At 72.2% G+C, this 24749-nt stretch carries 24 protein-coding genes and 2 tRNA genes; 15 read left to right on the top strand and 11 right to left on the bottom strand.

Annotation, left to right across the window (positions count from 1 at the left end; genetic code table 11):
- Positions 1 to 93: 93 nt before the first annotated feature.
- Positions 94 to 1509, bottom strand: coding sequence for an MFS transporter (locus OG780_RS26105; RefSeq protein WP_328452066.1), 1416 nt, complete (start codon positions 1507 to 1509; stop codon positions 94 to 96).
- A gap of 241 nt (positions 1510 to 1750) precedes the next feature.
- Here OG780_RS26105 and OG780_RS26110 point away from each other — a divergent pair, with 241 nt between their 5' ends.
- The 4 genes from OG780_RS26110 to OG780_RS26125 all read left to right on the top strand — a co-directional run bounded on the left by OG780_RS26110 (position 1751) and on the right by OG780_RS26125 (position 4647).
- The gene (locus OG780_RS26110) at positions 1751 to 2338 is read left to right on the top strand and encodes a winged helix-turn-helix transcriptional regulator (RefSeq protein ID WP_328452068.1); all 588 of its coding nucleotides are present in this window, start codon (positions 1751 to 1753) and stop codon (positions 2336 to 2338) included.
- 65 nt (positions 2339 to 2403) lie between these two features.
- A complete protein-coding gene (locus tag OG780_RS26115) occupies positions 2404 to 2712 on the top strand; it encodes a DUF6412 domain-containing protein (protein ID WP_328452070.1) in 309 nt (102 codons plus the stop codon).
- Positions 2713 to 2901: 189 nt separating this feature from the next.
- A complete protein-coding gene (locus OG780_RS26120) occupies positions 2902 to 3657 on the top strand; it encodes a YidC/Oxa1 family membrane protein insertase (protein WP_328458394.1) in 756 nt (251 codons plus the stop codon).
- Positions 3658 to 3789: 132 nt separating this feature from the next.
- On the top strand, positions 3790 to 4647 hold the full coding sequence (locus OG780_RS26125) for a fumarylacetoacetate hydrolase family protein (protein WP_328452072.1): 858 nt from the start codon (positions 3790 to 3792) through the stop codon (positions 4645 to 4647).
- A gap of 213 nt (positions 4648 to 4860) precedes the next feature.
- On the opposite strand, the gene OG780_RS26130 is transcribed toward OG780_RS26125, so the two are convergent.
- Positions 4861 to 5346, bottom strand: coding sequence for a heme-degrading domain-containing protein (locus OG780_RS26130; RefSeq protein WP_328452074.1), 486 nt, complete (start codon positions 5344 to 5346; stop codon positions 4861 to 4863).
- Complete coding sequence (locus OG780_RS26135; protein WP_328452076.1) at positions 5343 to 6434, bottom strand: Gfo/Idh/MocA family oxidoreductase; 1092 nt, start codon at positions 6432 to 6434, stop codon at positions 5343 to 5345. Before OG780_RS26135 ends, OG780_RS26130 begins: the two co-directional genes overlap by 4 nt.
- Before the next feature lie 264 nt (positions 6435 to 6698).
- Between OG780_RS26135 and OG780_RS26140 the strand changes: the two genes are divergently transcribed.
- The 5 genes from OG780_RS26140 to OG780_RS26160 all read left to right on the top strand — a co-directional run bounded on the left by OG780_RS26140 (position 6699) and on the right by OG780_RS26160 (position 11712).
- The gene (locus tag OG780_RS26140) at positions 6699 to 7850 is read left to right on the top strand and encodes an ROK family transcriptional regulator (RefSeq protein ID WP_443062210.1); all 1152 of its coding nucleotides are present in this window, start codon (positions 6699 to 6701) and stop codon (positions 7848 to 7850) included.
- Between the two features lie 508 nt (positions 7851 to 8358).
- Positions 8359 to 9246 (top strand): hypothetical protein, encoded by an 888-nt coding sequence (locus tag OG780_RS26145; protein ID WP_328452080.1) that lies wholly within the window; start codon positions 8359 to 8361, stop codon positions 9244 to 9246.
- 312 nt (positions 9247 to 9558) lie between these two features.
- Entirely contained in the window at positions 9559 to 10338 is a 780-nt protein-coding gene (locus OG780_RS26150) for an HAD-IIA family hydrolase (RefSeq protein ID WP_328452092.1), read from the top strand.
- 143 nt (positions 10339 to 10481) lie between these two features.
- Positions 10482 to 11045 (top strand): hypothetical protein, encoded by a 564-nt coding sequence (locus tag OG780_RS26155; protein ID WP_328452094.1) that lies wholly within the window; start codon positions 10482 to 10484, stop codon positions 11043 to 11045.
- Position 11046: 1 nt separating this feature from the next.
- Positions 11047 to 11712 (top strand): class F sortase, encoded by a 666-nt coding sequence (locus tag OG780_RS26160; protein ID WP_328452096.1) that lies wholly within the window; start codon positions 11047 to 11049, stop codon positions 11710 to 11712.
- A 445-nt stretch (positions 11713 to 12157) separates the two neighbouring features.
- On the opposite strand, the gene OG780_RS26165 is transcribed toward OG780_RS26160, so the two are convergent.
- Positions 12158 to 12231, bottom strand: a tRNA-Lys gene (locus OG780_RS26165).
- A 184-nt stretch (positions 12232 to 12415) separates the two neighbouring features.
- Here OG780_RS26165 and OG780_RS26170 point away from each other — a divergent pair.
- The 6 genes from OG780_RS26170 to OG780_RS26195 all read left to right on the top strand — a co-directional run bounded on the left by OG780_RS26170 (position 12416) and on the right by OG780_RS26195 (position 20127).
- Positions 12416 to 13756 carry a peptidoglycan-binding protein gene (locus tag OG780_RS26170; RefSeq protein WP_328452098.1) on the top strand — a complete coding sequence of 447 codons (1341 nt, stop codon included), beginning with the start codon at positions 12416 to 12418 and terminating at the stop codon, positions 13754 to 13756.
- Between the two features lie 60 nt (positions 13757 to 13816).
- A complete protein-coding gene (locus OG780_RS26175; protein WP_328452100.1) occupies positions 13817 to 15040 on the top strand; it encodes an SPFH domain-containing protein in 1224 nt (407 codons plus the stop codon).
- A 249-nt stretch (positions 15041 to 15289) separates the two neighbouring features.
- Positions 15290 to 15943 (top strand): lytic polysaccharide monooxygenase auxiliary activity family 9 protein, encoded by a 654-nt coding sequence (locus OG780_RS26180; protein WP_328452102.1) that lies wholly within the window; start codon positions 15290 to 15292, stop codon positions 15941 to 15943.
- Between the two features lie 117 nt (positions 15944 to 16060).
- Entirely contained in the window at positions 16061 to 16525 is a 465-nt protein-coding gene (locus tag OG780_RS26185) for a DUF3592 domain-containing protein (protein ID WP_328452104.1), read from the top strand.
- A gap of 64 nt (positions 16526 to 16589) precedes the next feature.
- Positions 16590 to 18329: an AMP-binding protein gene (locus OG780_RS26190; RefSeq protein ID WP_328452106.1), complete on the top strand. Its 1740-nt coding sequence runs from the start codon at positions 16590 to 16592 to the stop codon at positions 18327 to 18329.
- Between the two features lie 472 nt (positions 18330 to 18801).
- Positions 18802 to 20127 (top strand): M18 family aminopeptidase, encoded by a 1326-nt coding sequence (locus tag OG780_RS26195; RefSeq protein ID WP_328452108.1) that lies wholly within the window; start codon positions 18802 to 18804, stop codon positions 20125 to 20127.
- 56 nt (positions 20128 to 20183) lie between these two features.
- Here the strand turns inward: OG780_RS26195 and OG780_RS26200 are convergent.
- The 7 genes from OG780_RS26200 to ehuB form a co-directional block, all read right to left on the bottom strand.
- A tRNA-Lys gene (locus OG780_RS26200) sits at positions 20184 to 20257 on the bottom strand.
- Positions 20258 to 20392: 135 nt separating this feature from the next.
- Positions 20393 to 21151, bottom strand: a complete 759-nt coding sequence (locus tag OG780_RS26205; RefSeq protein WP_326787561.1) for an IclR family transcriptional regulator — start codon at positions 21149 to 21151, stop codon at positions 20393 to 20395.
- Positions 21152 to 21404: 253 nt separating this feature from the next.
- Complete coding sequence (ehuA, locus tag OG780_RS26210) at positions 21405 to 22172, bottom strand: ectoine/hydroxyectoine ABC transporter ATP-binding protein EhuA (RefSeq protein WP_328458396.1); 768 nt, start codon at positions 22170 to 22172, stop codon at positions 21405 to 21407.
- 58 nt (positions 22173 to 22230) lie between these two features.
- Entirely contained in the window at positions 22231 to 22881 is a 651-nt protein-coding gene (gene ehuD, locus OG780_RS26215) for an ectoine/hydroxyectoine ABC transporter permease subunit EhuD (RefSeq protein WP_326787562.1), read from the bottom strand.
- Positions 22878 to 23000 (bottom strand): hypothetical protein, encoded by a 123-nt coding sequence (locus tag OG780_RS26220; protein WP_328452109.1) that lies wholly within the window; start codon positions 22998 to 23000, stop codon positions 22878 to 22880. Before OG780_RS26220 ends, ehuD begins: the two co-directional genes overlap by 4 nt.
- Positions 22997 to 23737: an ectoine/hydroxyectoine ABC transporter permease subunit EhuC gene (ehuC, locus tag OG780_RS26225; RefSeq protein WP_328452110.1), complete on the bottom strand. Its 741-nt coding sequence runs from the start codon at positions 23735 to 23737 to the stop codon at positions 22997 to 22999. Before ehuC ends, OG780_RS26220 begins: the two co-directional genes overlap by 4 nt.
- Positions 23734 to 24663 (bottom strand): ectoine/hydroxyectoine ABC transporter substrate-binding protein EhuB, encoded by a 930-nt coding sequence (ehuB, locus tag OG780_RS26230; RefSeq protein ID WP_328452111.1) that lies wholly within the window; start codon positions 24661 to 24663, stop codon positions 23734 to 23736. Before ehuB ends, ehuC begins: the two co-directional genes overlap by 4 nt.
- Between the last annotated feature and the right edge of the window lie 86 nt (positions 24664 to 24749).

The raw sequence follows: 24749 nt of genomic DNA on the forward strand, positions 1-24749 counted from the left end.
GGGCTCCGCCCCGGTCACGTCGGCCGGGCTTCACCGGTAAGGCCCGCCGGGCTTCGTCACCGCCGAACGCGGGTTCCGCCAGGTACGGCCGAGTCATGCCCGCTCGCGCAGGACCAGAACGCTCGCCGCGGCCAGCGCGGCGAGCCCGGCCGACACGACGATCGCGATGTTCGCGCCGTGCGCCGGTCCGCCGGTGGTGGTGACCAGGGCGATCGTGAGGGCGACCCCGGCGCATGAACCGATGTAGCGGAACGTCTGCTGGGCCCCCGAGCCCATCGCGGCGCGGGTCGCGGGCACGGATTCGACGGCCAGCAGGGGCAGCGCGGCGTTCAGCAGGCCGCTGCCCACCCCGGAGAGCACGAAGCCCGGGAGCAGGCGGAGCCAGGAGCCGGAGCCGATCGCGCCGAGCATCGTCAGGACACCGGCCGCGTGCAGCGCGAAACCGAGGGCGAGCTGATGGCGGTGCGAGACCCGGCCGGCGAGACGGCGGGCCTGGAGGGCGACCGTGAAGGCGAGGCCGGACCACAGCAGGAACAGCCACGCCGTGTCCATGGCGGACATCCCGAGCGTCCGCTGGAGCAGCGCCGGCAGGAAGCTGAACAGGCCGATCACCGCGAGGCCCGTGAAGAGCCCGCCCGCCGACGAGACGAGGAAGCGGCGGTGCCGGAGCAGACCGAGGTCGATCATGGGAGTCCCGCTGCGGCGTTCGACGGCGACGAACGCGGCCATCAGGACGAGGAACGCCGCTGCCGGCAGCCCCACCGGCGCGCGCAGCCAGCCGTCGCGGCCGAGCGTCAGCGCCGCCACCAGCGACACCAGCGCGAGGCCGAAGGTCAGCGCCCCCGCGAGGTCGGGCCGGCCGCCGCGTGGTGCGCGGGACTCGGTCAGGGCGCGGGTTCCGAGGAGGGCGACGGCCAGGGCGGCGGCGCCCAGGACGGCGTACGCCACCCGCCAGTTCCAGCTTGCCAGGGCACCCGCGAGGAGCGGGCCCGCAGCGATTCCGCCGCTGACGAACGCGCCCCACACCCCCGTCGCCCGCAGCCGCCCGTGCGGGGTCGGGAAGGCGTGCACGATCAGGCCCAGGCTGCTCGCGAGGATCGCCGCGCTCGCCGCTCCCTGCGCTATGCGGGTCAGGGTGAACAGCCAGGTGGAGCCCGCGAGCGCGCCCAGGGCGGTGGTGAGGCCGAGGGCGACGGTGCCGGCGAGGAAGATCCGGCGGCGTCCGTAGTCGTCCGCGAGACTGCCCGCGACCAGGAGCAGCGCGGCCAGGCCCAGCGGGGTGCCGTTGAGCAGCCAGGCCTGGGCGGAGACCGAGGTGTGCAGCGCGGCCGCGGTGTCGGGGAGCGTGACCATCGGGGCCGTGTACGTCATCAGGGCCACGGCGGTGGCGGCGCTGGTGAGGGCGAGGGTCGGGGTGGCCCGCGGAGCGGTTTTCGCCGGGGCGGCCGGAGAGACGCCGGTGGCGTGTGCGGGCCGCGTGCTGGTGTCGGGCCGGTCGAGCCGGGTCATGGGCTGTCTTCGCTTCCGTGGGTCGGTTCGGTCGGTTCGGTCGGTTCGGGAGGGTCGGTTGGGGCGGGTCGTCGGTTCAGTCGGTTCGATCGGGCGGGTTGGCCGGCCTCGTCGGGTTCGGGTGGGCCGGTCGGGTCGATCCGTGCGGTGGGTTCGTTCATTGAACCTTGGGTCTGCGTAGACGATAACACCTAGGTTCGTTCAATGAACCTAGGTGTCGGAAAGTGGCTACAGTGGGGTCATGGCTCTGGGCAAGGACTACGCGACACAGGAGTGCTCGATCGCCCGCGCGCTGGAGGTCGTCGGCGAACGCTGGACCCTTCTGGTCATCCGCGACGCGCTCTACGGCGTACGGCGCTACAACGACTTCCTCGTGCACCTCGGCATCCCGAGGGCCGTGCTCGCGGCCCGTCTCCAGGCGCTCACCGCCGAGGGGATCCTCGAGAAGCGCCGCTATCAGGAGTCGCCGCCGCGTGACGAGTACGTCCTGACCGACCGCGGTGTCGCCCTGTGGCCCACGCTGCGATCGCTCGGCCTGTGGGGCCGCGAGCACTTCGGCGAGAGCAGGCTGCGCTACTTCCGGCACGCGGCCTGCGGCACGGAACTCGGCCCGTACGGCGAATGCCCCCGCTGCGCCGTGGTCGTGCCCGTCCCGGACGTGGAGATGACGCCGGGCCCCGGACTCGACCGGGACCCGGCGGATCCGGTCAGCCGGGCCCTGCTCGGGCCGAGGCGGCTGCTGGAGCCGGTCGACACGGACCGTGGTCCGCACGGTGTGGCGGACGCCGCGTCCGGACCCGGGCGGTCCGCCGAGAACCATCCTGTATAACGAACGGAGGGACACGCGCACCGCGTACGAGACACGTGCGCCACGTACGAGAGGAGGAGCGGTCGATGACCCGGACCTGGGCCGATGCCCGCCCCGCCGCCGTACTGCTGCTCCTGCTCCTTCAGGTCGCCCTGCTCGACACGGGCACCCTCACCGCCACCGTCGCGGTCGCCGCGACGGCCGCGGCCGGGTCCGCCTTCGTGGCCTGCTCCCTCATCGTGGCGCGCTGCGCGCCCGTCGTACCGCCCACCCGGGTCCGTACGGCCATCCGCGACCGCGACCGCCGCACGGCCTTCCTGCCGCAACGCGATCCCGACGCCAGCGGACGGCCGCGCCCCAGGGCGCCCGGACACGCCCTCCCGGCGACCGCGTAGGCACCCCCTCCACTCCACTCCGGCGGCTTCCGTCCCGGGTGGCTTCCCGCTCCTGGTGACCCACCCCGAGACTTCCGGTGGTCCACCCCGAGTGGTACTCCGTCACGGGTGACCCGCGCGGGTCGTCATGCCGCATTCCGTACTCCCGGCACGACGAGACCCCCGGAGGGCTCACACATGTCCACGTTCATGTCCGTTTTCGCGCACCTGGTCGAGCACATCGCCGACCTGCTCCAGCCGCTGTTCCACGGCTCGGCGGCCGCCGCGGCGATCGTCCTGTTCACCGCGCTCGTACGCCTGCTCGTGCATCCCCTGTCGCGGGCGGCGGCGCGCGGACAGCGGGCGCAGGCGGCGCTCCGGCCGCGGATCGCCGAGCTGAAGAAGGAGCACGGCAAGGACCGCGAGAAGTTCCAGAAGGCGCTGATGGAGCTGCACGCCGAGGAGAAGGTGTCGCCGCTGTCCGGATGCCTGCCCAGCCTGCTCCAGATGCCGGCCTTCTTCCTCCTCTACCACCTGTTCTCCAGCTCGACGATCGGCGGCGGGGCCAACACCCTGCTCGGGCACAAGCTGTTCGCCGCACCGCTCGGGGACCGGTGGGCGGACGCGCTCGGCGACGGCGGGCTCTTCGGGCCGGCCGGCCTCGTCTACCTGGCCCTCTTCGCCGTCGTCACGGCCGTGGCCGGTTTCAACTACGTGCGCACGAAGCGGACGACCGTCGTCGCCGCGCCCGCGGCGGGTGAGGCCGGGAGCGAGCAGGCGGCCGCTCTCGCCTCGGTCGCCAAGATCATGCCGTTCATGTCCTTCTTCACGCTGTTCACCGTGGCTGTGGTGCCGCTGGCGGCCGCGCTGTACGTGGTGACCAGCGCGACCTGGAGCGCGGTGGAGCGGGCGGTGCTCTACCGGGACATGCCGGGGGCGGCGCCCGCGGCCGCGGTACTCGCCTGACGGAGCCTTCCGTCGTCGGTCCAGTCCGTGAACGGGGTCTTGCGGACTGGACCGTGAGCTTGGAGGATCGCACGGTCCTCCGACGGCCGCACCCGTCGGTCGGACAGCCCGCGACCGAGGGAGACGGTGACCATGAAGCTGCTGCGAGTCGGTACGGCCGGGGCGGAGCGGCCCGCGCTGCTCGACGCCGAGGGGATCCTTCGGGACCTGTCGGGACTGGTTGCCGACATCGACGGGGCGCTGCTCGCCGACGACGCGGCGCTCGGCCGGATCCGGTCCGCCGCGGCGGTCGGTGAGCTGCCCGCGCTGGACGCGGACGGACTGCGCGTGGGACCGCCGCTGGCCCGGATCGGCAAGGTCGTGTGCATCGGGCTGAACTACCACGACCACGCCCGGGAGATCGGGGCCGAGCCGCCCACCGAGCCGGTGATCTTCTTCAAGGCCGCGGACACCGTGGTCGGGCCGAACGACACGGTGCTCGTGCCGCGCGGGTCGGTGAAGACCGACTGGGAGGTCGAGCTGGCCGTCGTCATCGGCCGTACCGCCCGCTACCTGGAGTCCGGGGAGGAGGCGCTCGCGCATGTCGCCGGGTACGCGGTGGCGCACGACGTCTCCGAGCGAGAGTTCCAGATCGAGCGCGGCGGCACCTGGGACAAGGGCAAGAACTGCGAGACGTTCAACCCGCTGGGGCCGTGGCTGGTGACCGCCGACGAGGTCCCGGACCCACAGGCGCTGTCGCTGCGGCTCTGGGTGAACGGGGAGCTCAAGCAGGACGGTACGACGGCCGAGCAGATCTTCCCGGTCGCCGAGGTCGTCCGGTACGTCAGCCAGTTCATGACCCTGTACCCGGGGGACGTCATCAACACCGGCACGCCCGCCGGGGTGGCGCTCGGCCGGCCCGAACCGAAGCCGTTCCTGCGGGCGGGTGACGTCGTCGAGCTGGAGATCGACGGGCTGGGGCGGCAGCGACAGGAGCTCGCCGACGCGTGAGCGCTCCGCTTGGTTCGCGGTTCGGGTCCGTTGGGGGCGGGGGGCGTTCTTCGCCGCGGGTGCCTTGTGGTTGCTCGCGCAGTTCCTCGCGCCCCTGACGGGGCTGTGCTGTGCGTTGTTCGCCGGCGGTGCGTTGTGGTTGCTCGCGCCGTTCCCCGCGTCCCTGACGGGGCTTCGCTCCCCGCGCCTCTTACGGGCGCGGGGACCGATGCGCTACTGGGCCAGGAGTGTCTCCAGGGCCTCCACCACCATCTTGTGGTCCTCGACCTGGGGCAGGCCCGAGACCACCACGGTGCCGATGACGCCCGCGCCCGTCACGGCGATCGGGAACGCGCCCCCGTGGGCCGCGTACGTGTCGGGGTCGAGGCGCGAGGACTCCTCGAAGGTCGTGCCCTTGGCGCGGAAGCGCGAGCCGACCAGCAGCGAGGAGCATCCGTACCGCTCGACGACGCGGCGCTTGCGGTCGATCCAGGCGTCGTTGTCCGGGGTGGAACCCGGCAGCGCCGCGTGGAAGAGCTGCTGGCCACCGCGTCGGATGTCGACGGCGACCGGCGCTTCGCGCTCGCGGGCGAGTCCGACGAGGAGCGTGCCGAGGGTCCAGGCGTCGTCGTGGGTGAAGCCCGGGAGCGTCAGCCGGCGCTCCTGCTCCTCCAGCTCGGCGATGAGTTCGGCGATCTCCGGTGCGACGGGCGCGTTCACAGGGACACCACCACGGACTCGCGGGCGGAGCGGCGGGCCGCTTCCAGGACGTCCAGGGCGGCGGCGGCCTCGTGGGCGGTGACCGGGTTCGGGCCGCCGTCACGGATGGCGGCGGCGACGGCCGCGTAGTACGCGGGGTACGTGCCCGGAACCGTCGGCTCGGGACGGCCGCCACCGGTCAGCGGGGACTCGCCGGAGCCGACGCGGCCCCACAGGGCCTCCGGCTCGACGCCCCACTCGGCGCCGGCGCCGGGGCGCTTGCCGTCGCGCAGGTCGGCCTCCTGCGGGTCGAGGCCGTACTTGACGTAGCCCGCCTGCGAGCCGAGGACGCGGAAGCGCGGGCCGAGCTGGGCGGTCGTCGCGGAGACGTAGAGGTGGGAGCGGACCCCGTTCTCGTGCGTGATCGCGATGAACGTGTCGTCGTCGGTCAGCGCGCCCGGACGGCGGACGTCCGACTCCGCGTACACCGAGGCCGCGGGGCCGAAGAGGACGAGCGCCTGGTCGACGAGGTGGCTGCCGAGGTCGTAGAGCAGACCGCCGATCTCCGCCGGGTCGCCGGACTCGCGCCAGCCGCCCTTCGGCTGCGGGCGCCAGCGCTCGAAACGGGACTCGAAGCGCCAGACGTCGCCCAGCTCCCCGTCGGCGAACAGCTTGCGCAGGGTCAGGAAGTCGTTGTCCCAGCGGCGGTTCTGGAAGACGGAGAGCAGCAGGCCGCGTTCGTCGGCCAGGGCGGCCAGTTCGCGGGCCTCCGCCGCCGTACCGGCGATGGGCTTGTCCACGACCACGGGGAGGCCGGCCTTCAGGGCGGCGGTCGCGATCGGGACGTGGGTCTTGTTCGGGGACGCGATGACGATCAGGTCGAGTTCGTCGGCGCGGTCCAGCAGTTCGTCGGGCGTCGCGGCGAAGCGGAGTCCGTCGCCGAACTCGGCGCGGGCCTGCGCCTGGCGCTCCGGGTTCGAGGTGACGACCGTGTCGAGGGCGAGCCCCTCGGTCGTGGCGATCAGCGGGGCGTGGAAGACGGAACCCGCGAGGCCGTAGCCGACGAGACCCACGCGAAGGGGCGTACCAGTACCAGTCATGCCTGTCATGCGTCCTACTTTCGCAACGCTGTTGCCAAAGTGCAAGCGCGGGGGACAATGGGTGATGTGAACAGGACCAATGCGGGTGGGGCCGGGACGCAGGGGATGCCCGGGAATCCAGGTGTACCCCGGACCTCGGGAGAATGCGCGGATCAGGACGAGGCCGGGGAGGTCGGCGCCTCCGGCCGTCACGGCGTGGGCGGGGCTTCTGGCCGTCAGGGCGTGGGCGGGGCTTCCGGTCGGAACGGCGCGGGCGGGGCTTCCGGCGTCTTCGTGAACCAGGGTGGTCCCGGGAATCCGGGTTCTGGCGGAGGTGCGGGCACCGGGGCGGCCGGGGTGAACCTGCCCGCCCTGCGCAGTCACAACGCCGCGCTGGTGCTCGATCTGCTGCGCACGGCGGGGGCCTCCGGCATCAGCCGTCTGGAACTCGCCGAGCGGACCGGGCTGACCCCGCAGGCCGTCAGCAAGATCACCGCGCGGCTGCGGGCGGACGGCCTGGCGACAGAGGCGGGGCGTCTCGCGTCCACGGGCGGCAAACCCCGTACGGTGCTGCGGCTCGTGCCCGATGCCGGGCACGCGGTCGGGCTGCATCTCGACCGGGACGAGCTGACCGCGGTGCTCTGCGATCTCACCGGGGCCGTGGTGGCCGAGCGGCACGCCCCGCTCGATCTGGGGGCCGGGGCCGACGCGGTGGTCGAGGGGGCGGCCGGCGAGGTCTCCGCCCTGCTCGGCGGGGTGTCACCGCTGGGTGTGGGGGTCGCGCTCCCGGGGCCGCTCGACCACAGCCTGGGGGTGCTGCACCGGGTGACGGGTTTCCCCGAGTGGGACGGGTTCGCCCTGCGGGCCGCGCTGGCCGGGCGGCTCGGGCTGCCGGTGGTCGTGGACAAGGACACCAACGCGGCGGCGCTCGGGGTCGCGGTGGGGGCCGGCGCCCGGTCCGGCCCCGGCGTCGGGGGCGGCGGGTCCTTCGCGTATCTCCATCTCGGTACGGGTCTGGGCGCCGGGCTCGTGATCGGCGGGGCCGTGCACCGGGGGGCCCGTACCGGGGCCGGGGAGTTCGGGCACCAGGTCATCCAGCTGGACGGGCCGATGTGCGAGTGCGGGAACCGTGGCTGCATCGAGGTGCTGTGCCTGGACGCGGTGGGGCGGGGGACCGTGGCCGAGGCCGCTCGGGTGCTCGGCGCCGGAGCGGCGAATCTGGTGGGGCTGCTCGACATCGACCTCGTGCTGCTGGGAGGGCGCACGGTCGCGGCTCACGAGGAGGTCTTCCTCCAGGGTGTCGGGGCCGTCCTGGCGGAACGCGCCCGGCGCGAGGGAGGCGGTCCGGCGGTGCCGGTCCGGGTGGCCCCCGGCGGAGCACGAGGGGTGGCCGAGGGCGCGGCCCAACTTCTGCTGGCTCCGCTGTTCGGGCGCGGGGAGGGGTGAGCGGGGGGCCGCTTGCGGTGCGTGCTCCGGCCGCGGCGGGCCGACCCGGGCCGGCTCGGCTGTTCGGGTGGGTGGGGACGCGCGGGCGGGGAGGCAGGCCGGGGGCTTGCTTCGGTTGTGGCGGCCCGTGCTCGGGACGGCCTCGATCGTCACCTCCCGCAGCCTCGACGAGATCCGCAGGCGCAACGAGGTTCGCGGGGTCGCCGAGATCTGTGGGTTCAACGAGGTTCGCAGCCTCGACGAGATCTGTGGGTTCAACGAGGTTCGCGGGGTCGCCGAGATCCGTGGGCTCATCGAGATCCGCAGGGTCGCCGGGGCGGCGGGGGTCCGGATCGGTGGGGGTGCCGCCGGACGGTGGGATTCCGGGGGCCGAACGGGGGTGACTGCCCGATTGGCGGTCCGGCGGCGGGGGTGCGGCGTGGCAGGGTCGCGAGGCCATTGCCCGGTACCGACTGACGCTTTCGATCCTCCCGATCCCCGCCCCCTCCCGATCGGCCAAAGGCTCCTCATGCGACTGCGTACGTCTCATCCGCTCGCTCCGACCGCCCTCGCCCCGACCGCTCTCGCCCTGTTCGTGACATTCACTCCGGCCCCGGCGCACGTGCTGGAACCCCGCCCGGACTGTGTCTCGTCCGACACCCACGACTTCCCGATCAAGACCCGGATCCACGGCGGCCCCGACGCCTACCAGGCGGGCGGCGGCTCCGGGACCTGGTACATCGACCTCACCAACACCACGGCGCACCCCTGCGGCGCGATCCATCCGGTCGTCGTCCTCGTGGACGAGAAGCGGACGCTGCGGCCGGAGCAGGCGCGGCTGGAGTTCTACGAGGGGGAGCGGGCCCATGCGGTGAGGTTCGAGCGGAGCGACGAGGCCGAGAACGTGGGACCGTTCGACGACGGCTTCCCCGGCTTCACCGTCGCCCCCGGCCGCACCCTGACGGTGAAGGTGCGACTCTCCCTGGCTTCCGGCGCGAGCGCCCCGAACTCCGTCGTCGCGAACGCGGCCGTCGTGCAGAAGCACGACGACGACGGCGACTGGGTGGGAGAGTCGAACGCCTACCGCTTCCGGATCGAGGGCGCCGTCAGGGACAAGGGCCCGGGGTCGGGCGAGGAGACCGGCACGGGCGCGGACCAGGACGGCACCGCGGACACCGGTGCCGACGCCGGTCTGAGTCCCGGTACCGGTACCGGGACCACCGGTACCGGTGAGGCCCGTACGGACACGGACAGTGGGACCACCACCGGGACCGGCACGACGGCGCCGTCCGCCGACCAGCTCGCCAGCACCGGACCCGGCGGAGCGAACCGGCCGGCACTGGCCGCGCTCGCGCTCGTCCTCGTCGCCTTCGGAGCCGGACTGTTCGCCCTGGCCCGGCGGATGCGCCGGCGCTGACTCCTGGAACGGTGGCCGGTGCTGACGTGCGGCAGCGGTGTCCGGCGCTGACACCGGGAACCGGGAAGCCGGTGGCGGGGACCGGGGGCCGGGTCGGCTCCGGTGGCCGACGGCGTGGCACGGAGTGCGAAGGAGCGTGCGTGATCGAGCCATGGTCAGGAGCGTGGTCATCGAGCCATGGTCAGGAGCGTGGTCAAGGAGCCCCGGCCGCGGGCGTGTCGTCCTGACTAGGCTGGGCGGGTCGGCACAGCGTCGTTCCGGCAGCCCCGGTTGGAGTGCGTACGTACGCCAGGACGGCAGGAGACCCAGCACATGTCAGAGCGCAAGCCGATCGAGTCGTGGCTCACCGACATGGACGGCGTCCTCATCCACGAAGGTGTGCCCATCCCCGGCGCCGACGCCTTCATCAAGAGACTGCGGGAGTCCGGGAAGCCCTTCCTGGTCCTGACGAACAACTCCATCTACACGGCGCGCGACCTGCACGCCAGGCTCAACCGCATGGGCCTGGACGTGCCGGTCGAGAACATCTGGACCTCCGCCCTCGCCACCGCCAAGTTCCTGGACGACCAGCGGCCCGGCGGCACGGCGTACGTCATCGGCGAGGCGGGCCTGACCACCGCGCTGCACGACATCGGGTACGTCCTGACCGACCACGAGCCGGACTACGTGGTCCTCGGCGAGACCCGTACGTATTCCTTCGAGGCCATGACCAAGGCGGTCCGGCTGATCAAGGGTGGCGCCCGGTTCATCGCCACCAACCCGGACGAGACCGGCCCGTCCACCGAGGGCCCGCTGCCGGCCACCGGAGCGGTCGCCGCGCTGATCACCAAGGCCAGCGGCAAGCAGCCGTACTTCGCGGGCAAGCCGAACCCGCTGATGATGAGGACCGGCCTGAACGCCATCGGCGCGCACTCGGAGTCCAGCGCGATGATCGGCGACCGGATGGACACCGACGTGCTGGCCGGTCTGGAGGCGGGGATGCAGACCTTCCTCGTCCTGACCGGGCTGACCACGCCCGAGGAGATCGAGCGGTACCCGTACCGGCCGTCGAAGATCGTCGACTCGATCGCGGACCTCGTCGACCGCGTCTGAGCAGGCGATCCGGGTTCGGGACCGCGCCGAGCCGGTCCCAAACCCCCGGCGCCGCGCACAGACCCGTACGGAGCAGTGGCGGCCCCCTGAAGATGCGGGCCGCCGCTCCGAGGGGGAGTCTCCAGTTGTCTGGAGGTTTCACGATGCGCTCGATGCGACTCACTCTCTGTGCCGGGGCGGCGGTCGCCGCGGCGTTCACGCCCGCCGCGTACGCGGCCGACGCGGGACCGGCCGGTGTCTCCGTGAACCCGGCGTCCCCGGCCGCGGGCAGCGACATCCGGCTGCGGGCCATGGGCTGTGCGGGCCGGACGGGCACCGCGGCGTCGGACGCGTTCGTCTCGGACGCGCGGCTGACCGGCGGGGGCGGTGGCGGACTCGTCGGTGACACCCGCGTCCGTACCGCGCTGCGGCCCGGCGACTACGGCATCCGGGTCGACTGCGACGGTCACCACGAGCGGGTCAAGGGCACGCTCACCGTCCCGGCGCGCGACTCCTCCCCGAGCGTCGCCTCGCCCGCCTCGCCCGCCTCGCCGGTCGCGCCGGTGAACGCGGGCGGTGGCGGAACCGCCCGCCTCGCCGCGGCGGACGACGCCCACGCGGCCGGACCCGGCACCAGGCAGGCCGTGGTCGGCCTGGTCCTCGCGAGCGTCGCCGCGATCGCCGTGGCGGTCCGCGGCACGCGCCGGGGCAACGACGGCCGCGACTGACATGTCCGAACGGGAGCGTTCCCCCGGCACCGGCCGTCTGCTGACCGGTGTGGCCTGGCTGGTCCTGCTGCTCGGGCTGTGGCTGTGGGGCCGTGAGGTGACGGATCTGCGGCTGGGGACGTCGGCGCCGACCACGGGGGACATCGCCGCCGTCGGCCGGCCGCCGGAGGTGCGGCTGCCCCCCGCGCTCAAGCCCCTCGGCAGCGCCCGTCCGCAGCGCGTCGACATCCCCTCGATGGGCGTGCAGGCGCCCGTCGTGGCCCGCGGGCTCGACGGGCGGGGTGCCATCGATCCGCCGCCGTTCGACCAGCCGGGTGTCGTCGGCTGGTACGCGTCGGGGTCGAAGCCGGGGGCCGCGGGGACGGCGCTGATGGTCGGCCACGTCGACACCGAGACCCGGCCCGCGGTCTTCTACCGGCTCAGCACCGTCAAGCCCGGTGACACCGTCCGGGTCATGCGCGACGACGGGACGGTCGCCGAGTTCACCGTGGACGACGTCCAGGTTCTGCCGCGTGACCATTTCGATGCCCGGCAGGCCTACGGCGTACGGGAGTCCGGGCGGGCCGAGCTGCGGCTGATCACCTGCGGCGGAACCTTCGACCGGGCCGACGGCAGCTACACGGCGAACGTGGTCGTCTCGGCGTACCTCACGGGGAGCGGGGTGTGAGGCGGAGGGGGTTCGGCCGGGGTCGGCCGTGAGCCGGAGCGCGCTCGTGGGGTCAGCTGTGGGCCGGAGCGTGTTCGTTGGGTCGGGTGGTGAGGCGGGGCGTGCCCCGTGGGTGGTACCGGGCCCGGTCGACGGCCGGCTCCCCCGAAGCCGCCGACCGGGCTGGTCCTCCACCGCGCGCGCACGGGCTGCGGGAGTAGCCCGGCGTCGGCGCGGGAGGTTCGGGGCCCGCACACCGGAGTGCCGCGGCCGGGCCGGAGCGACTGACCTGGTCTGAAGGCCACTTGAGGTCACCCTAGAACGGGTAAGTGCCGCGGTTCCTAGACTGTTTGACGCCAATTCCGCGACGGACGGCGCCGGGCCCCTGCCCCTCGCGGCGTCCGCACCGCGGTCTCAGGACATGACGAAGGGCCCCCTCGTTCTCACGAGGAGGCCCTCCGGTCGGTGCGCCGCCAGGGACTCGAACCCCGGACCCGCTGATTAAGAGTCAGCTGCTCTAACCAACTGAGCTAGCGGCGCCTGCTGACGGGAAAACTCTACCCGACCCTCGGGGGTGCTCCCGACCAGGTGGGTGGCTCCGGGGCAGGTGGGGGCGGTCCCGTACATCATTCGGACCGTCAGCGTGCGGCGCCGGATGTCAGTTGAGAAACTGACGAATGTGCAGAACTGCGGACATTTCAATCTGGAGTGTGAGGGGCGTCGCATGAAGACTCCGGTGTTCGAGGAGGTCGATCCCGCGAGTGACTGTGATTGCCCCGGATGCGTTCACCGGCGGCGGGTCCTGCCCTTCTCCTCGCGGCTCGGGCCGTCCGGCCCCCTGGGGCATCCGGCGGCCCGTGCCCATGCCATCGGCCTGGCGGGGGTCGCGCGAACCCCCATGGCGCTCGCGCTGGCCGCCACGGCGGGCACCGCCCTCGGCGCGGTCCCGGCGGTCGCCGCCGTGCACGGACCCGTCAGGCCCGGTCTACCCCCGGCCGACGGACACGACGGCACCCCCCAGGGCCGCCGGGCGCCGCTGCACGGCCCGGCGGGGAAGCCCGCGCTGCCCGCCGGACCGGGGCAGACGGTGCGGGCGCCCACCACCACACGGGCCGCGATCATCAGCCGTGCCACGGCATGGATCGACGCGCAGGTGCCGTACAGCACGGACGACTACTGGCGGGACGGGTACCGGCAGGACTGCTCGGGCTTCGTCTCGATGGCCTGGAACCTGCCGGGCAACGAGTGGACCGGCAGCCTCGACAGCTTCGGGGTGCGGATCACCCGGGACCGGCTCCAGCCGGGCGACATCCTGCTCTTCCACAACCCCGACAGCCCCGAGAAGGGCTCGCACGTCGTCATCTTCGGCGGCTGGACGGACTACACGCACACCCAGTACGTCGCCTACGAGCAGAGCCCGCCGCGTGCCAGGAAGCAGTCCACCCCGTACGCGTACTGGACGAACTCGGACCACTACGTGCCCTATCGCTACCGGGGGATCACGGAGGGCGCGGGCGGTTCGCCGCCGTCCACGTCGACCCGCTATCCGGGGGCCGCGTACTTCGGGACCGGCGCGAACAACGCGTACGTCACCCAGCTCGGCCGGCTCCTGGTGGACCGGGGCGGGCGCCGCTTCTACACCAAGGGGCCGGGACCGCGCTGGTCGGCCGCGGACAAGCGGGCCACTCAGGCGTTCCAGCGGGCGCAGGGCTGGAAGGGCGCCGACGCGGACGGGCTGCCGGGGCCGACGACCTGGTCGTACCTGGTGGGCAAGAAGGGCAGGAACATCCCCGCCGTGACGGCCGGCCCGGGTTCCCCGCACACCGTGCCCGGCTATCCGGGACGCGCGGTGTTCCGGCCCGGAGCGAACGACGCCCATGTGACCGCGCTGGGAAAGCAGCTGGTCAAGAAGGGGTTCGGCACGTACTACACGTCCGGTCCGGGGTCGCGCTGGGGCGAGGCGGACCGGCGCAACGTCGAGGCGTTCCAGCGGGCCCAGGGCTGGCGGGGCGGGGCGGCGGACGGTTACCCGGGACCGGAGACCTGGCGGCGGCTCTTCTCCTGAGCGGCCGGGTTCCCCACGGCCCGTGAACACACTTCCAGGCGCGGAGGCATGGAGGCAGCTATGAGTACGACGACGTCAGACACCCCGGAGTCCGAGGGAGCACCTCCGGGGGAAGCCCGGCCCGACACGGCGGCCGACGACGGCGGCGGCCAGCGGTCCGGTGCGGGGGCCGAGGGCGGCGGCAGTCACCGGTCCGCCCGGCTCATCCACAACGAGGCCACCACCGAGATCCCCGTTCACCTGCTCTTCCGCGACGACCCCGACCCGGTGTCCGTGCCGCTCGCGCCCGCCGTCGTGGGCCGTCGGCGCGGTACCGGGGAGCAGCCGAGAATCCGGCGGCCCACGCCCGGCCGGCCTCCGCGCCCCGTGCCGGAGGCCGACCCCGAGCTGGTCGAACGGCCCGCACGGGTGCTGCCCGGCGCGGCGGGTGTGCTGGCCGGGGCCTGTGGTGCGGCCGGATGCGCCCTCACCACCTGGTGGGCGGGTCTGCTGCCGCCCTCCGTGCTGGCGGCGCTGGAGCTGCACGGCCACGCGGGCACCGGACTCGGCCCCGCGCAATGGGCCGCGTACGCCGGGGCGGGCGCGCTGGGTCTGTTCGGCTTCGGCGGTCTCGCGCGCGGCCGGACCGGGCGGGCCTGGGTGCTCGGTCTGTTCGGGCGTTATCGCGGTACGGTCCGGCGCACCGGTCTGATGTGGGTCAACCCGCTGGTGCTGCGCCGCCGGGTCGATGTGAGGCTGCGGCACTGGCGCAGCGAGCCGATGTCCGTGGTCGACGCGAACGGGGTCGAGCTGCGGGTGGTCGTGCTCGTGGTGTGGCGCGTCAAGGACACCGCGCGGGCCACCCTCGCGGTCGACGACCACCGGACGTATCTGCGCGAATGCGTGGAGGCGGCGCTCTCGCGGGTGCTCTCCCAGCTGCCGGCCGAGCTGCCGCCCGCCGTGATCAGGGATCTGACCCTGCGCAACACGGACGCGGTCGGCGAGGCGCTGACCCGGATGGTGGCCGCGGACACGGCCCCCGTCGGCCTGGAGGTGTTCTCCGCGCAGCCCACCCGGATCGAGTACGCGCCGGAGATCGCCGCCGTGATGCAGCGCCGCCGGATCGCGGCCCTGGACGCCCAGCACCGCGACAGCGTGCTCGGCTCGGTCGTCGACTCGGTCGAGGACACGGTGACCCGGCTGACCCTGCGCGGGCTGGTCGAACTGGACGACTACGAACGCAAGGCGTTGGTGAAGGACTTGACGGTGGCGTTCTGCACGGGGCGCGGGGAGGTGTCGTCGTAGGCCTCGCACTTTCGTAGGCCTTGCCATCCTCGTACTTCTCGTACTCCTCATGCCCTTGCGGACCGTGGGGGCGTCTCGCGTGGCTCAGGCGGCTCGGGCGTCTCGCGTGGCTCGGGCGGGCCGGCCGGTCGGGTCGGGCATTGGTATGGACATGTTCAACTACCCGCAATAATCTGATACTTGGTCTAGACCTGAACCTCGCGCGCACGGCTCACGGGAACATCCCCCACGTCCTCCAGGAGCGGCAGCATGCGCAAACGGACGAACCAGAACCTCACCGGCCGGTCCCGCACCGGCGGGAAAGTGAAGTTGTACGCGGCGGCGCTCGGTCTCGCCACGGCGGGTACTTTCGTGCTCTCCACGGGCGGAGCCAACGCCCACGGCTACACCGACCAGCCCCTCAGCCGGCAGAAGATGTGCGCCGCGAACGGTGGCATCGTGGCCAACTGCGGTGACATCCAGTGGGAGCCGCAGAGCGTCGAGGGCCTCAAGGGCTTCCCGGCGGCGGGCCCGGCCGATGGTCGGATCTGTTCCGCGAACCACACCAACTTCGGCCAGCTCGACCAGCCCAAGACCCCCGCGGGTACGGCCTGGCCGACGACCAAGGTGACCGCGGGCCAGACCTACACCTTCCGCTGGCAGTTCACCGCGATGCACGCGACGACCGACTTCAAGTACTTCATCACCAAGACCGGCTGGAACCAGAACCACGCGCTGACCCGCGCCGACCTGGAGACCACCCCGTTCCTGACGGTCCCCTACAACGGACAGCGCCCCCCGTCCACGCTCTCGCACACCGGCACCCTGCCCGGCGGCAGGACCGGACACCACGTCATCCTCGGGGTGTGGACGGTCGCGGACACGACGAACGCGTTCTACTCCTGCGCGGACGTCACGTTCTGAGGCCCGAATTCTGAGCCTCCCTTGAGGCGCTGACGGCGCCGGTGCGGGTATGGTCCCCGCACGTCGACATGACCAGGTCGACGTGCGGGGAACAGTATCCGACACCGGGGGACCGTCATGAGTGCTTTCTTCTATGCCCTGCCCAGCCTGATGATCGTCTTTGTGCTGTTCGTGGCGGCCAGGACCGTGCGCCGCTCGCTGGAGCTGCGCAGCGCCTGGAACAGTGGACTGACCGCGGAGGCGCGCTGTCTGCGTTCGTACACGACGGTCCGCGGCGGAGGCAACGACACGCACGTCACCACGACCATGCACCACGTCTACGAGTTCACGACCCGCGACGGCCGGACGATCCGCTTCGAGGAGCCGAACGGCCCCTCGACGGTCGTCGAGGGCGACATCGTCCCGGCGTACTACACCGCCCGTCACCCCGAGAAGGCCACGGCGTACCCTCCGAGCCGGGCGAAGGTGGCCGCGGGCACCCTCGGCATGCTGGTGTTCTACGGCGTGATAGTCAGCTTCTGCGTCGGCTTCATGATCACCTACCACGAGGCGCTCGCCGGCGACGCGTTCTTCGGGAGCTGACACGGGTGTGCGCGCCGCGCACGGGGCTCCCTATCTGACGGACCGTCAATTACCTTACGTCTCCATGGAGTCCAGGAGGCGTACCGTCGGGGAGCTCGTGCGGGAGCGGTGGGGTGACCACCGGCCGGGACTGTGGTTCGAGGGCCGGGTCATCAGTCATCACCAGGTCGCGGAGGGCGCGGCGGCGCGCGCGGCGCTGCTCGCCGAGCTGCTGCCGCCGGGCGCGGAACCGCATGTGGGAGTGCTGCTCGACAACACCCCCGAGTATCCGCTGTGGTTGGGCGCGGCCGCCCTCGCCGGTGCCGCCGTCGCGGGGATCAACCCGACCCGGCGCGGACCCGAACTGGCCCGGGACATCCGGCACACGGAGTGCCGCGTCCTGGTCACCGAGCGGGCCCGTCTGCCGCTTCTCGACGGACTCGAACTGCCCGGCCTGCACGTCCTGGTGACCGATACGGACGCCTACGCCGAGCTCCTGAGGACGTACGAGGGCGCGCGTCCGGACGACGGCGGGGCGCGTCCGGACAGCCGTTTCCTGCTGCTGTTCACGTCCGGTTCGACCGGCGCGCCCAAGGCCGCGATCTGCACCCAGGGCAGGATCGCCGCGGCAGGACGGTCGCTCGTCGACCACTTCGGGGTGCGCGCGGACGACACCCACTACATCTGCATGCCGATGTTCCACGGCAACGCGGTGATCGCCGACTGGGCTCCCGCGCTGGCGGCCGGCGCGGGGATCGCGCTGCGGCGCCGCTTCTCGGCCTCCGGGTTCCTGCCCGACGTACGGGCTTGCGGGGCCACGTACTTCACCTATGTCGGCCGTGCCGTGCAGTATCTGCTGGCCACGCCCGCCCGCCCCGACGACCGCGACAACCCGCTGCGCCTGGGGTTCGGGACGGAGGCCGGAGCGGTCGACGCGGCCGCCTTCGAGAAGCGGTTCGGGGTACGGCTCGTCGAGGGGTACGGCTCCTCGGAGGGCGGCGCCGCCATCCAGCGCACGCCCGGCACCCCGGCCGGGGCGATCGGCCGGGCGGCGCCCGCCGACGACCTCGCGGTGCTCGACCCGGACACCCGGCGCGAGTGCCCGCCTGCCGTCTTCGCCGGGGACGGGCGTCTGCTCAACGGCGAGCACGCGATAGGGGAGTTGGTGAACCGGGGCGCCAGTCTCTTCGAGGGGTACTGGCGCAATCCCGGAGCCGAGACGGCCCGGCGCCGGGGGGCGTCAGCAGGGCCGGGGGAGGCGGGCGCGGGGCACGGCGGGGCAGGGGAAGCGGGGAAAGGGAGCGGTGAGGCGGGCGAGGGCTGGTACTGGACCGGTGACCTCTTCTACCGCGACGCCGACGGCTTCCTCTACTTCGCCGGACGGGCCGACGACCGGCTGCGCGTCGACAGCGAGAACCTCGCCGCCGCGATGATCGAGAACATCCTGGCCCGGTACGAGGATGCCGCCGCCGTCGCGGTGTACGCCGTACCGGATCCGGTGGCGGGCGACCAGGTGATGGCGGCACTGGCCCTCAAGGACGGCGCGCGCTTCGGTCCCCCGCCCTTCGCCGCGTTCCTGCGCGCCCAGCCGGATCTGGGCACGAAGATGGCACCCCGGTTCCTGCGTCTCGTGGAGCGGATGCCCGTCACCGCCACCAACAAGATCCACCGAGTGGCCCTGAGGCGCGAGGGCTTCCACTGCGCCGACCCGGTGTGGTGGCGGCCTCCGGGCGAGGAGACCTACCGGAGACTGACGGCGGCGGACGTGGCCGGGCTGGTGGCCCAGTACCGGGCGCACGGGCGGGAGGAACTGCTGACGCGCTGACCGCGGGGCCGGTTCGGGAGACCGCCACTCCAGCGGGGCGGGCGCGGGGCGGGCGTGGTGTCCGGTGATGTCTTGCGAACGGTCGGGACATGAGGCATCCCGGCCGCTTTCCGCGGGGAGGATATCCGGGCACGTGTGCCGAGGGGTCTGTGCGCCAGAGCCCCGAACCGAGGGAAGAAGGGCGTTGCGTTGCCTGATCCGGGTCGCGGACACGGAAGCCGCGGGGCGCTGCCGCCCCGGCCCACGTCCGCGCCGGTGACGTCGGTGACGTCGGTGGTGTCCATGACCTCGGTGGTGTGCGTGACCTCGGCGGTGCCGCGTGTCCCGAGGCCCGGACCCGGTCGGGAGGGTGTCATGCCCCTGGGTCCCAGGCCGCCCCCGGCAAGGACCGTCGCCCCGGTCGGACCGCGTGCCCGGCGGGGCGGTCCGACGCCCCCACCCCCACCCCCTCGACGGCTCCCGAAAGGCAATCATGTCCCCCACGCATGACACGCTCGACCGCGGACACAATGACGACCTGTTCAGCTTCGTCAGAGCCAGCCCCTCGCCGTACCACGTGGTGGCGAGCGCGGCGCAGCGCCTGGAGAAGGCGGGTTTCGCGGAGTTGCGGGAGCGGGACGAGTGGACGGCCGGAGCCGAGGGAGGCCGTTACGTCGTGCGCGGGGGAGCGCTGGTGGCCTGGTACGTCCCGCCGGGCGCCCCGGCCGGTACCCCGTTCCGGATCGTCGGCACCCACACCGACTCACCGAACCTGCGGGTCAAGCCCACGCCGGACACCGGCTCGGCGGGGTGGCGGCAGATCGCCGTGGAGATCTACGGCGGAGTGCCGCTCAACACCTGGCTCGACCGGGACCTGGGTGTCTCGGGGCGGCTGGCCCTGCGGGACGGTTCGACCCGGCTGGTCCGCGTCGACAAGCCGCTGCTGCGGGTGCCGCAGCTCGCCATCCACCTCGACCGGGCCGTGAACGAGGGGCTCGCCCTGGACCGGCAGCGGCACATGACCCCGCTGTGGGGGCTCGGTGGCTCCGCGCCCGGCGCCCTGCTCGGCCGGATCGCGGACGAGGCGGGCGCCGATGCCGCGGAGGTCCTCGGCTGGGACCTCATGCTGCACGACATCCAGCCGCCCGGATATCTGGGGGCGGACGAGGAGTTCATCGTCGCGCCGCGCCTCGACAACCAGATCTCGGTGCACGCGGGTGTCACCGCCCTGGTCGCCGCGGCCGGCTCGGAACGGCCGCCCGCGTTCATACCGGTGCTCGCCGCCTTCGACCACGAGGAGGTCGGCAACGGATCGGAGTCCGGCGCCCAGGGCCCCTTCCTGGAACGGGTACTCGGCCGCGCCGTGACCGCCAGGGGCGGCGGGCCGGAGGACTTCGACCGTGCCCTCGCCGACGCTCTGTGCGTCTCCTCCGACATGACCCACGCGGTCCACCCCAACTACACCGAACGCCACGATCCGGACCACCGTCCGCTGCCCAACGGCGGCCCCGTGATCAAGGTCAACGTCAATCAGCGGTACGCCAGCGACGGCGTCGGTGTCGCCGCTTTCGCCGCCGCGTGCGAACGGGCCGGGGTGCCGTGGCAGCCCTTCGTCTCCCACAACGCGATGCCGTGCGGGACGTCGATCGGTCCGGTCACCGCGGCCCGCCTCGGCGTGACGACCGTCGACGTGGGGGTGGCCGGGCTGTCGATGCACTCGGCGCGTGAACTGTGCGGGGCACGGGACCCGGAGCTGCTGGCGCGGGTGCTGACCGAGTTCGTCACGGCGGAGCGGACCGGGGTGACCGGAGGCGCCTGAGGTTGTCCGGACATGCGTGAAAGGCCCCCCACCGAAGTGGAGGGCCTTCACCGATGTGCGCCGCCAGGGACTCGAACCCCGGACCCGCTGATTAAGAGTCAGCTGCTCTAACCAACTGAGCTAGCGGCGCATGACTCTCGCCTTCCGCTTTCGCGGTCGGCGACGAAAGAAATACTACCTGGTCCGCGGCGGTGCTTCCGACCAGCCGCGCGCACCGCTCGCGCGGACCACGCGTGCGGACCTCGTACGGGCCCGGTGACGGCTGTCAGATCGCGAGGGAGAGCAGCACCGGGGTCGCCCCGCGGTTCAGCGTGTCCGCGGCGCGGCGGAGCCGATGGGCGTGCTCGACCGGCAGGGAGAGGGCGAGGCAGCCGACGGAGGAGCCGGCGGTGATCGGGACCGCCGCGCAGACCGTGCCGATCGCGTACTCCTGGAGGTCGAGGACGGGCACGGTGGCCGGCTGGGAGTCGAGACGGGACAGCAGGAGCCGCTCGCTGGTGATGGTCCGCGAGGTGAGCCGGGCCATCTTGTGGCGGGCGAGATGGTCGCGGCGGCCGTTGTGGTCGAGCTGGCCGAGAAGGCTCTTGCCGACCGCGCTGGCGTGGGCGGAGGAGCGGAAGTCGACCCATTCGTTGACCGCGGGGGTGGACGGGCTCTCCGCGTACTGGGTGACGTGCACCTCGCCGTCGATGTAGCGGCTGATGTAGATCGCGGCGCCGACCGAGTCGCGGAGCCGGTCGATCGTCTGCTGGAGTTTGTCGCGCAGCGCCTGTTCGCGGCCGTGGGCGGAACCGAGACGGCCGAGGGCGGCGCCGGTGACGTACGCGCCGTCCGTGACCTGCTCGACGTAGCCCTCCCGGCGCAGCATGCGCAGCAGTGCGGTCAGCCGGTCGGCGCCGAGGCCGGCCTGGCGGGCGAGTTCGTTCGCGGTGACGCCGGTCGTGTGCTGCGACACGGTCTCCAGGACGCGCAGCGCGTCCTGGGCCGAGTGGTACGGCGCGGTCGGCTCGTTCATCAGCGCCACGGTTTCCCCCTGCGCTTCATGGTCCGGCTCAAAAATGACGTCGGCCCGGACACCTGGGCTCACTACACGATAACGGCCAAGACGCCATCTGTGGCGGTCTGTTGACGAGATTGATGGCGCGCTCCACGCCTCTCAGCAGGAGCGCACCACCCTGGCATATGCCAATGGCATGAACCTTCGGGCATGCCCCACCGGCCGGACCTCGCGCCTTGCCGTGCGCGCCGTCCCTCCGCCCCTCGTTCGCTCTCGGGCGTCAGAGCACCGCGCCGAGGAATTCCCTGGTCCGCTCGTGCTCCGGGTCGCCGAAGATCCGCTCCGGCGGGCCGGATTCGATGACATGGCCAGAATCGAACATGAGCACCTGGTCCGAGATGTCCCTGGCGAAATTCATCTCGTGGGTCACACAGAGCATCGTGATGTCCGTGGTGTGAGCGATGTCACGCAGGACGTCGAGGACGCCCGCGACGAGTTCGGGGTCGAGCGCGGACGTCACCTCGTCCAGCAGCAGAATCTGCGGCCGCATCGCCAGCGCGCGGGCGATGGCCACGCGCTGCTGCTGGCCACCGGACAGCCGGCCCGGCCGCTCGTCGCACTTGTCCGCGAGACCGACCAGGTCCAGCAGTTCCCGGGCCCGTTCCTCGGCCTCGTCCCGGGACAGGCCGAGCACGGTCACGGGCGCCTCGGTGACGTTGCGCAGCACGCTCATGTTCGGGAACAGGTTGAACTGCTGGAAGACCATCCCGATCTTCTTGCGGACCTCGCGGACCTGCTTCCCCTGCGCGGGGAACAGCCGGTCCCCGGCGACCGTGATCGTGCCCTCGTCCGGCCGGGCCAGGGTCATCAGCAGCCGCAGGATCGTCGTCTTGCCGGAACCGGACGGGCCGATCAGCGTGACGTGCTTGCCGGAGTCGACGCGGAAGTCGAGCCCGTCGAGGACGGTGTTGTCCCCGAAGCGCTTGGTGACCTTGTCGAAGCGGATCAGCTCGCTGCCGTCCACCGGGGGGTTGGCGAGGTCCTTCAAGGGGGCAGCCCCGGTGTCGGGTCCGGCGTTCGGACCGGTGTTCGTGGCAGCGTTCGTGTCAGCGGACAAGGCGTCGCTCCAGGGCTCGCAGCAGCAGGGAAGCCGGGTAGGAAATGAGGATGAAGGCCACGCCGATGACCGTGAGCGGCTCCGTGAACTGGAAGTGCTGCTGCGAGTACAGCCGCGCCTCGCCCAGCATCTCCAGCACGGTGATCGTCATCAGCATCGGGGTGTCCTTGAGCATCGCGATGACGTAGTTGCCGAGCGCCGGCACCACACGGCGGACCGCCTGCGGCAGGATCACCGCCGTCCAGGTGCGCCGCGCGGGCAGGCCGAGCGCCGTGGCCGCCTCCCACTGGCCGGCGGGCACGCCCTCGATACCGGCCCGGTAGACCTGCATCGTGTACGTCGAGTAGTGCAGCCCGATCGCGATCACACCGGTGGTCAGCGCGGAGAACGTGATGTTCCACTCGGGCAGCACGTAGAAGAGGAAGAACAGCTGCACCAGCAGCGGGGTGTTGCGTACGAACTCGGTGGCCACCCCGACCGGCCAGCGCACCCAGCGCGTCGGCGCCCGCATCAGCAGCGCCCACACCAGGCCGAGAACGAACGAGATCACCGAGCCGAGGGCCAGCGCCTCAAGGGTGACCAGCAGACCGTCCCGGAAGTGCGGCATGAAGTCGCCGACGGCGTTCCAGTCCCAGGTCACGAGGCACCGCCGATCGTCGTCTTGATGAGGGGCGTCTTGATGAGGGGCGTGGTGCTGAGGGGTGTGGCGTTGAGGCAAGTGGCGCTGAGGGGCGTCGAGGTGAGGGGCGTGGCGCTCATGAGGCACCTCCGCCCGCGGCGGCACCTGCACCGGCGCCCGCACCGGTCGTCGCGGCCCGCTTCGCCTCGCGGGCCGGCCTGCTGTCCGGTGCCCTGCCGACCCCGGCCTTCAGCCGCTTCTCCAGGCCGCGCATCAGCCGGGTGAGCAGGAAGGCGATGACGAAGTAGATGAGCAGGACGTACGTGTAGACCTCCGCGCTCTGCTGGAGGGCGAGCCGCACCAGGTTGGCGCTGAAGGTCAGGTCGCCCATCCCCATCACGGAGACGAGAGCCGTGCCCTTGAGCAGTTCGACCAGCAGGTTGGAGAAGGGCGGGATCATCTCCGGTACAGCCTGCGGCAGCAGGATCAGCCGCATCCGCTGCCCGGGGGTGAAGCTGAGCGCGATACCGCCCTCGCGCTGGGCCGGGTCGACCGCGTTCAGCGCGCCGCGCACGATCTCGGAGCCGTACGCCCCGTAGGTCAGCCCCAGCGCCAGGGTGCCCGCCCACAGCGGGACGAGCTGCCAGCCGAAGGCGAGGGGCAGCACGAAGTACACCCAGAAGATCATGATCAGCGCGGAGGTGCCGCGGAACACCTCGGTGTAGAGGCCCGCGAGGAAGCGGACGGCCCACCGGTTCGACGTACGCGCGATTCCTGCCAGGAAGGACATGGCTCCGGCCAACAAGGCGCTGAAGAAAAGCAGTTGGACGGTGACCCAGATCCCTTCGAGGACGAGTTTCCAGAGTCCCGATGTCATCCGCGGCACAGCTCCTTCGCGGTCATGTCGGTCATCTCGGCCTTGGTGAAGCCGAACGGCCGCAGGATGCGGAAGAGTTCGCCGCTCTCCTTCATCTTCCGCAGCTCGACGTTGAAGGCGTCACGCAGCTTCGTCTCCGGCGAACGGAACGCGAAGCCGCCGCCGTCGACGTGCGGTTTGCCCTTGACCAGCGGCGCGAAGGGCTTCGTGCTCTCCGCCTCGGAGGACTTCCTCACCACCTCGCGGACGGTCAGCGCGGTCCCCGCGAAGACGTCGGCGCGCCCCGCCTCGATCGCGTTCAGGCCGGCGACCTGGTCGGGCACGATGAGGATCTCGCTCTCCTTGTACCCGGCCTCGACCGCGTACTGGATCTCCGCGTAGCCGGTCCCCGTCGCGAACCTGGCCTTCTTCGCCACGACGTCCTTGTAGTCGTGCAGCCCCTTCGGGTTGCCCTTGCGCACGATGAACGCGTCGAGCATCCGGTAGTCGGGGTCGGCGAAGATGACCTGTTCGCAGCGTTCGGCGTTGATGTACATCCCGGCGGAGACGACGTCGAACTGCTGGGAGTTGAGCCCGGGTATGAGGGATCCGAACTCGGTCGGCACCGGCTGGACCCGGTCGACGCCCAGCCGTTCGAAGACGGCCTTGGCGAGTTCCGGTGCCTCGCCGGTCAGTTCGCCGTCCCGGTCGATGTAGCCGAAGGGGATCTCGCCCGCGATGCCGAGACGGACGACGCCCTGCGCCTTCAGCCGGTCGAGGAGATCTCCGCCGTCCCTCGACGACGCCGTGGCCACGCGACTGCAGCCGGCGGCGCCGAGCGCGCCGAGCGCCGCGACCCCCGCGAGCAGCGACCGGCGGGTCGTCCCGGACGGATGTCTCTCGTTTCCCGTTGTGTTCGCACGTGCGTTCTCAAGTGGTGGAGCCATGGCCGCGCGGCTACCCGAGACCATGCGTTGTATGCGGGCCGGTTCCGGTCCCGTGCGGCCGAGGGGCTCTTGACCGCCGCGGGACC

Source organism: Streptomyces sp. NBC_00386, assembly GCF_036063235.1.
GTDB lineage: Bacteria > Actinomycetota > Actinomycetes > Streptomycetales > Streptomycetaceae > Streptomyces.

Bases quoted from the DNA above. Each gene is read 5' to 3' on its own strand.
- OG780_RS26105 (WP_328452066.1), bottom strand. From the start codon at position 1,509: ATGACCCGGCTCGACCGGCCCGACACCAGCACGCGGCCCGCACACGCC.
- OG780_RS26110 (WP_328452068.1), top strand. From the start codon at position 1,751: ATGGCTCTGGGCAAGGACTACGCGACACAGGAGTGCTCGATCGCCCGC.
- OG780_RS26115 (WP_328452070.1), top strand. From the start codon at position 2,404: ATGACCCGGACCTGGGCCGATGCCCGCCCCGCCGCCGTACTGCTGCTC.
- OG780_RS26120 (WP_328458394.1), top strand. From the start codon at position 2,902: ATGTCCGTTTTCGCGCACCTGGTCGAGCACATCGCCGACCTGCTCCAG.
- OG780_RS26125 (WP_328452072.1), top strand. From the start codon at position 3,790: ATGAAGCTGCTGCGAGTCGGTACGGCCGGGGCGGAGCGGCCCGCGCTG.
- OG780_RS26135 (WP_328452076.1), bottom strand. From the start codon at position 6,434: ATGACAGGCATGACTGGTACTGGTACGCCCCTTCGCGTGGGTCTCGTC.
- OG780_RS26145 (WP_328452080.1), top strand. From the start codon at position 8,359: ATGCGACTGCGTACGTCTCATCCGCTCGCTCCGACCGCCCTCGCCCCG.
- OG780_RS26150 (WP_328452092.1), top strand. From the start codon at position 9,559: ATGTCAGAGCGCAAGCCGATCGAGTCGTGGCTCACCGACATGGACGGC.
- OG780_RS26155 (WP_328452094.1), top strand. From the start codon at position 10,482: ATGCGCTCGATGCGACTCACTCTCTGTGCCGGGGCGGCGGTCGCCGCG.
- OG780_RS26160 (WP_328452096.1), top strand. From the start codon at position 11,047: ATGTCCGAACGGGAGCGTTCCCCCGGCACCGGCCGTCTGCTGACCGGT.
- OG780_RS26170 (WP_328452098.1), top strand. From the start codon at position 12,416: ATGAAGACTCCGGTGTTCGAGGAGGTCGATCCCGCGAGTGACTGTGAT.
- OG780_RS26175 (WP_328452100.1), top strand. From the start codon at position 13,817: ATGAGTACGACGACGTCAGACACCCCGGAGTCCGAGGGAGCACCTCCG.
- OG780_RS26180 (WP_328452102.1), top strand. From the start codon at position 15,290: ATGCGCAAACGGACGAACCAGAACCTCACCGGCCGGTCCCGCACCGGC.
- OG780_RS26185 (WP_328452104.1), top strand. From the start codon at position 16,061: ATGAGTGCTTTCTTCTATGCCCTGCCCAGCCTGATGATCGTCTTTGTG.
- OG780_RS26190 (WP_328452106.1), top strand. From the start codon at position 16,590: ATGGAGTCCAGGAGGCGTACCGTCGGGGAGCTCGTGCGGGAGCGGTGG.
- OG780_RS26195 (WP_328452108.1), top strand. From the start codon at position 18,802: ATGTCCCCCACGCATGACACGCTCGACCGCGGACACAATGACGACCTG.
- OG780_RS26220 (WP_328452109.1), bottom strand. From the start codon at position 23,000: ATGAGCGCCACGCCCCTCACCTCGACGCCCCTCAGCGCCACTTGCCTC.
- ehuC (WP_328452110.1), bottom strand. From the start codon at position 23,737: ATGACATCGGGACTCTGGAAACTCGTCCTCGAAGGGATCTGGGTCACC.
- ehuB (WP_328452111.1), bottom strand. From the start codon at position 24,663: ATGGCTCCACCACTTGAGAACGCACGTGCGAACACAACGGGAAACGAG.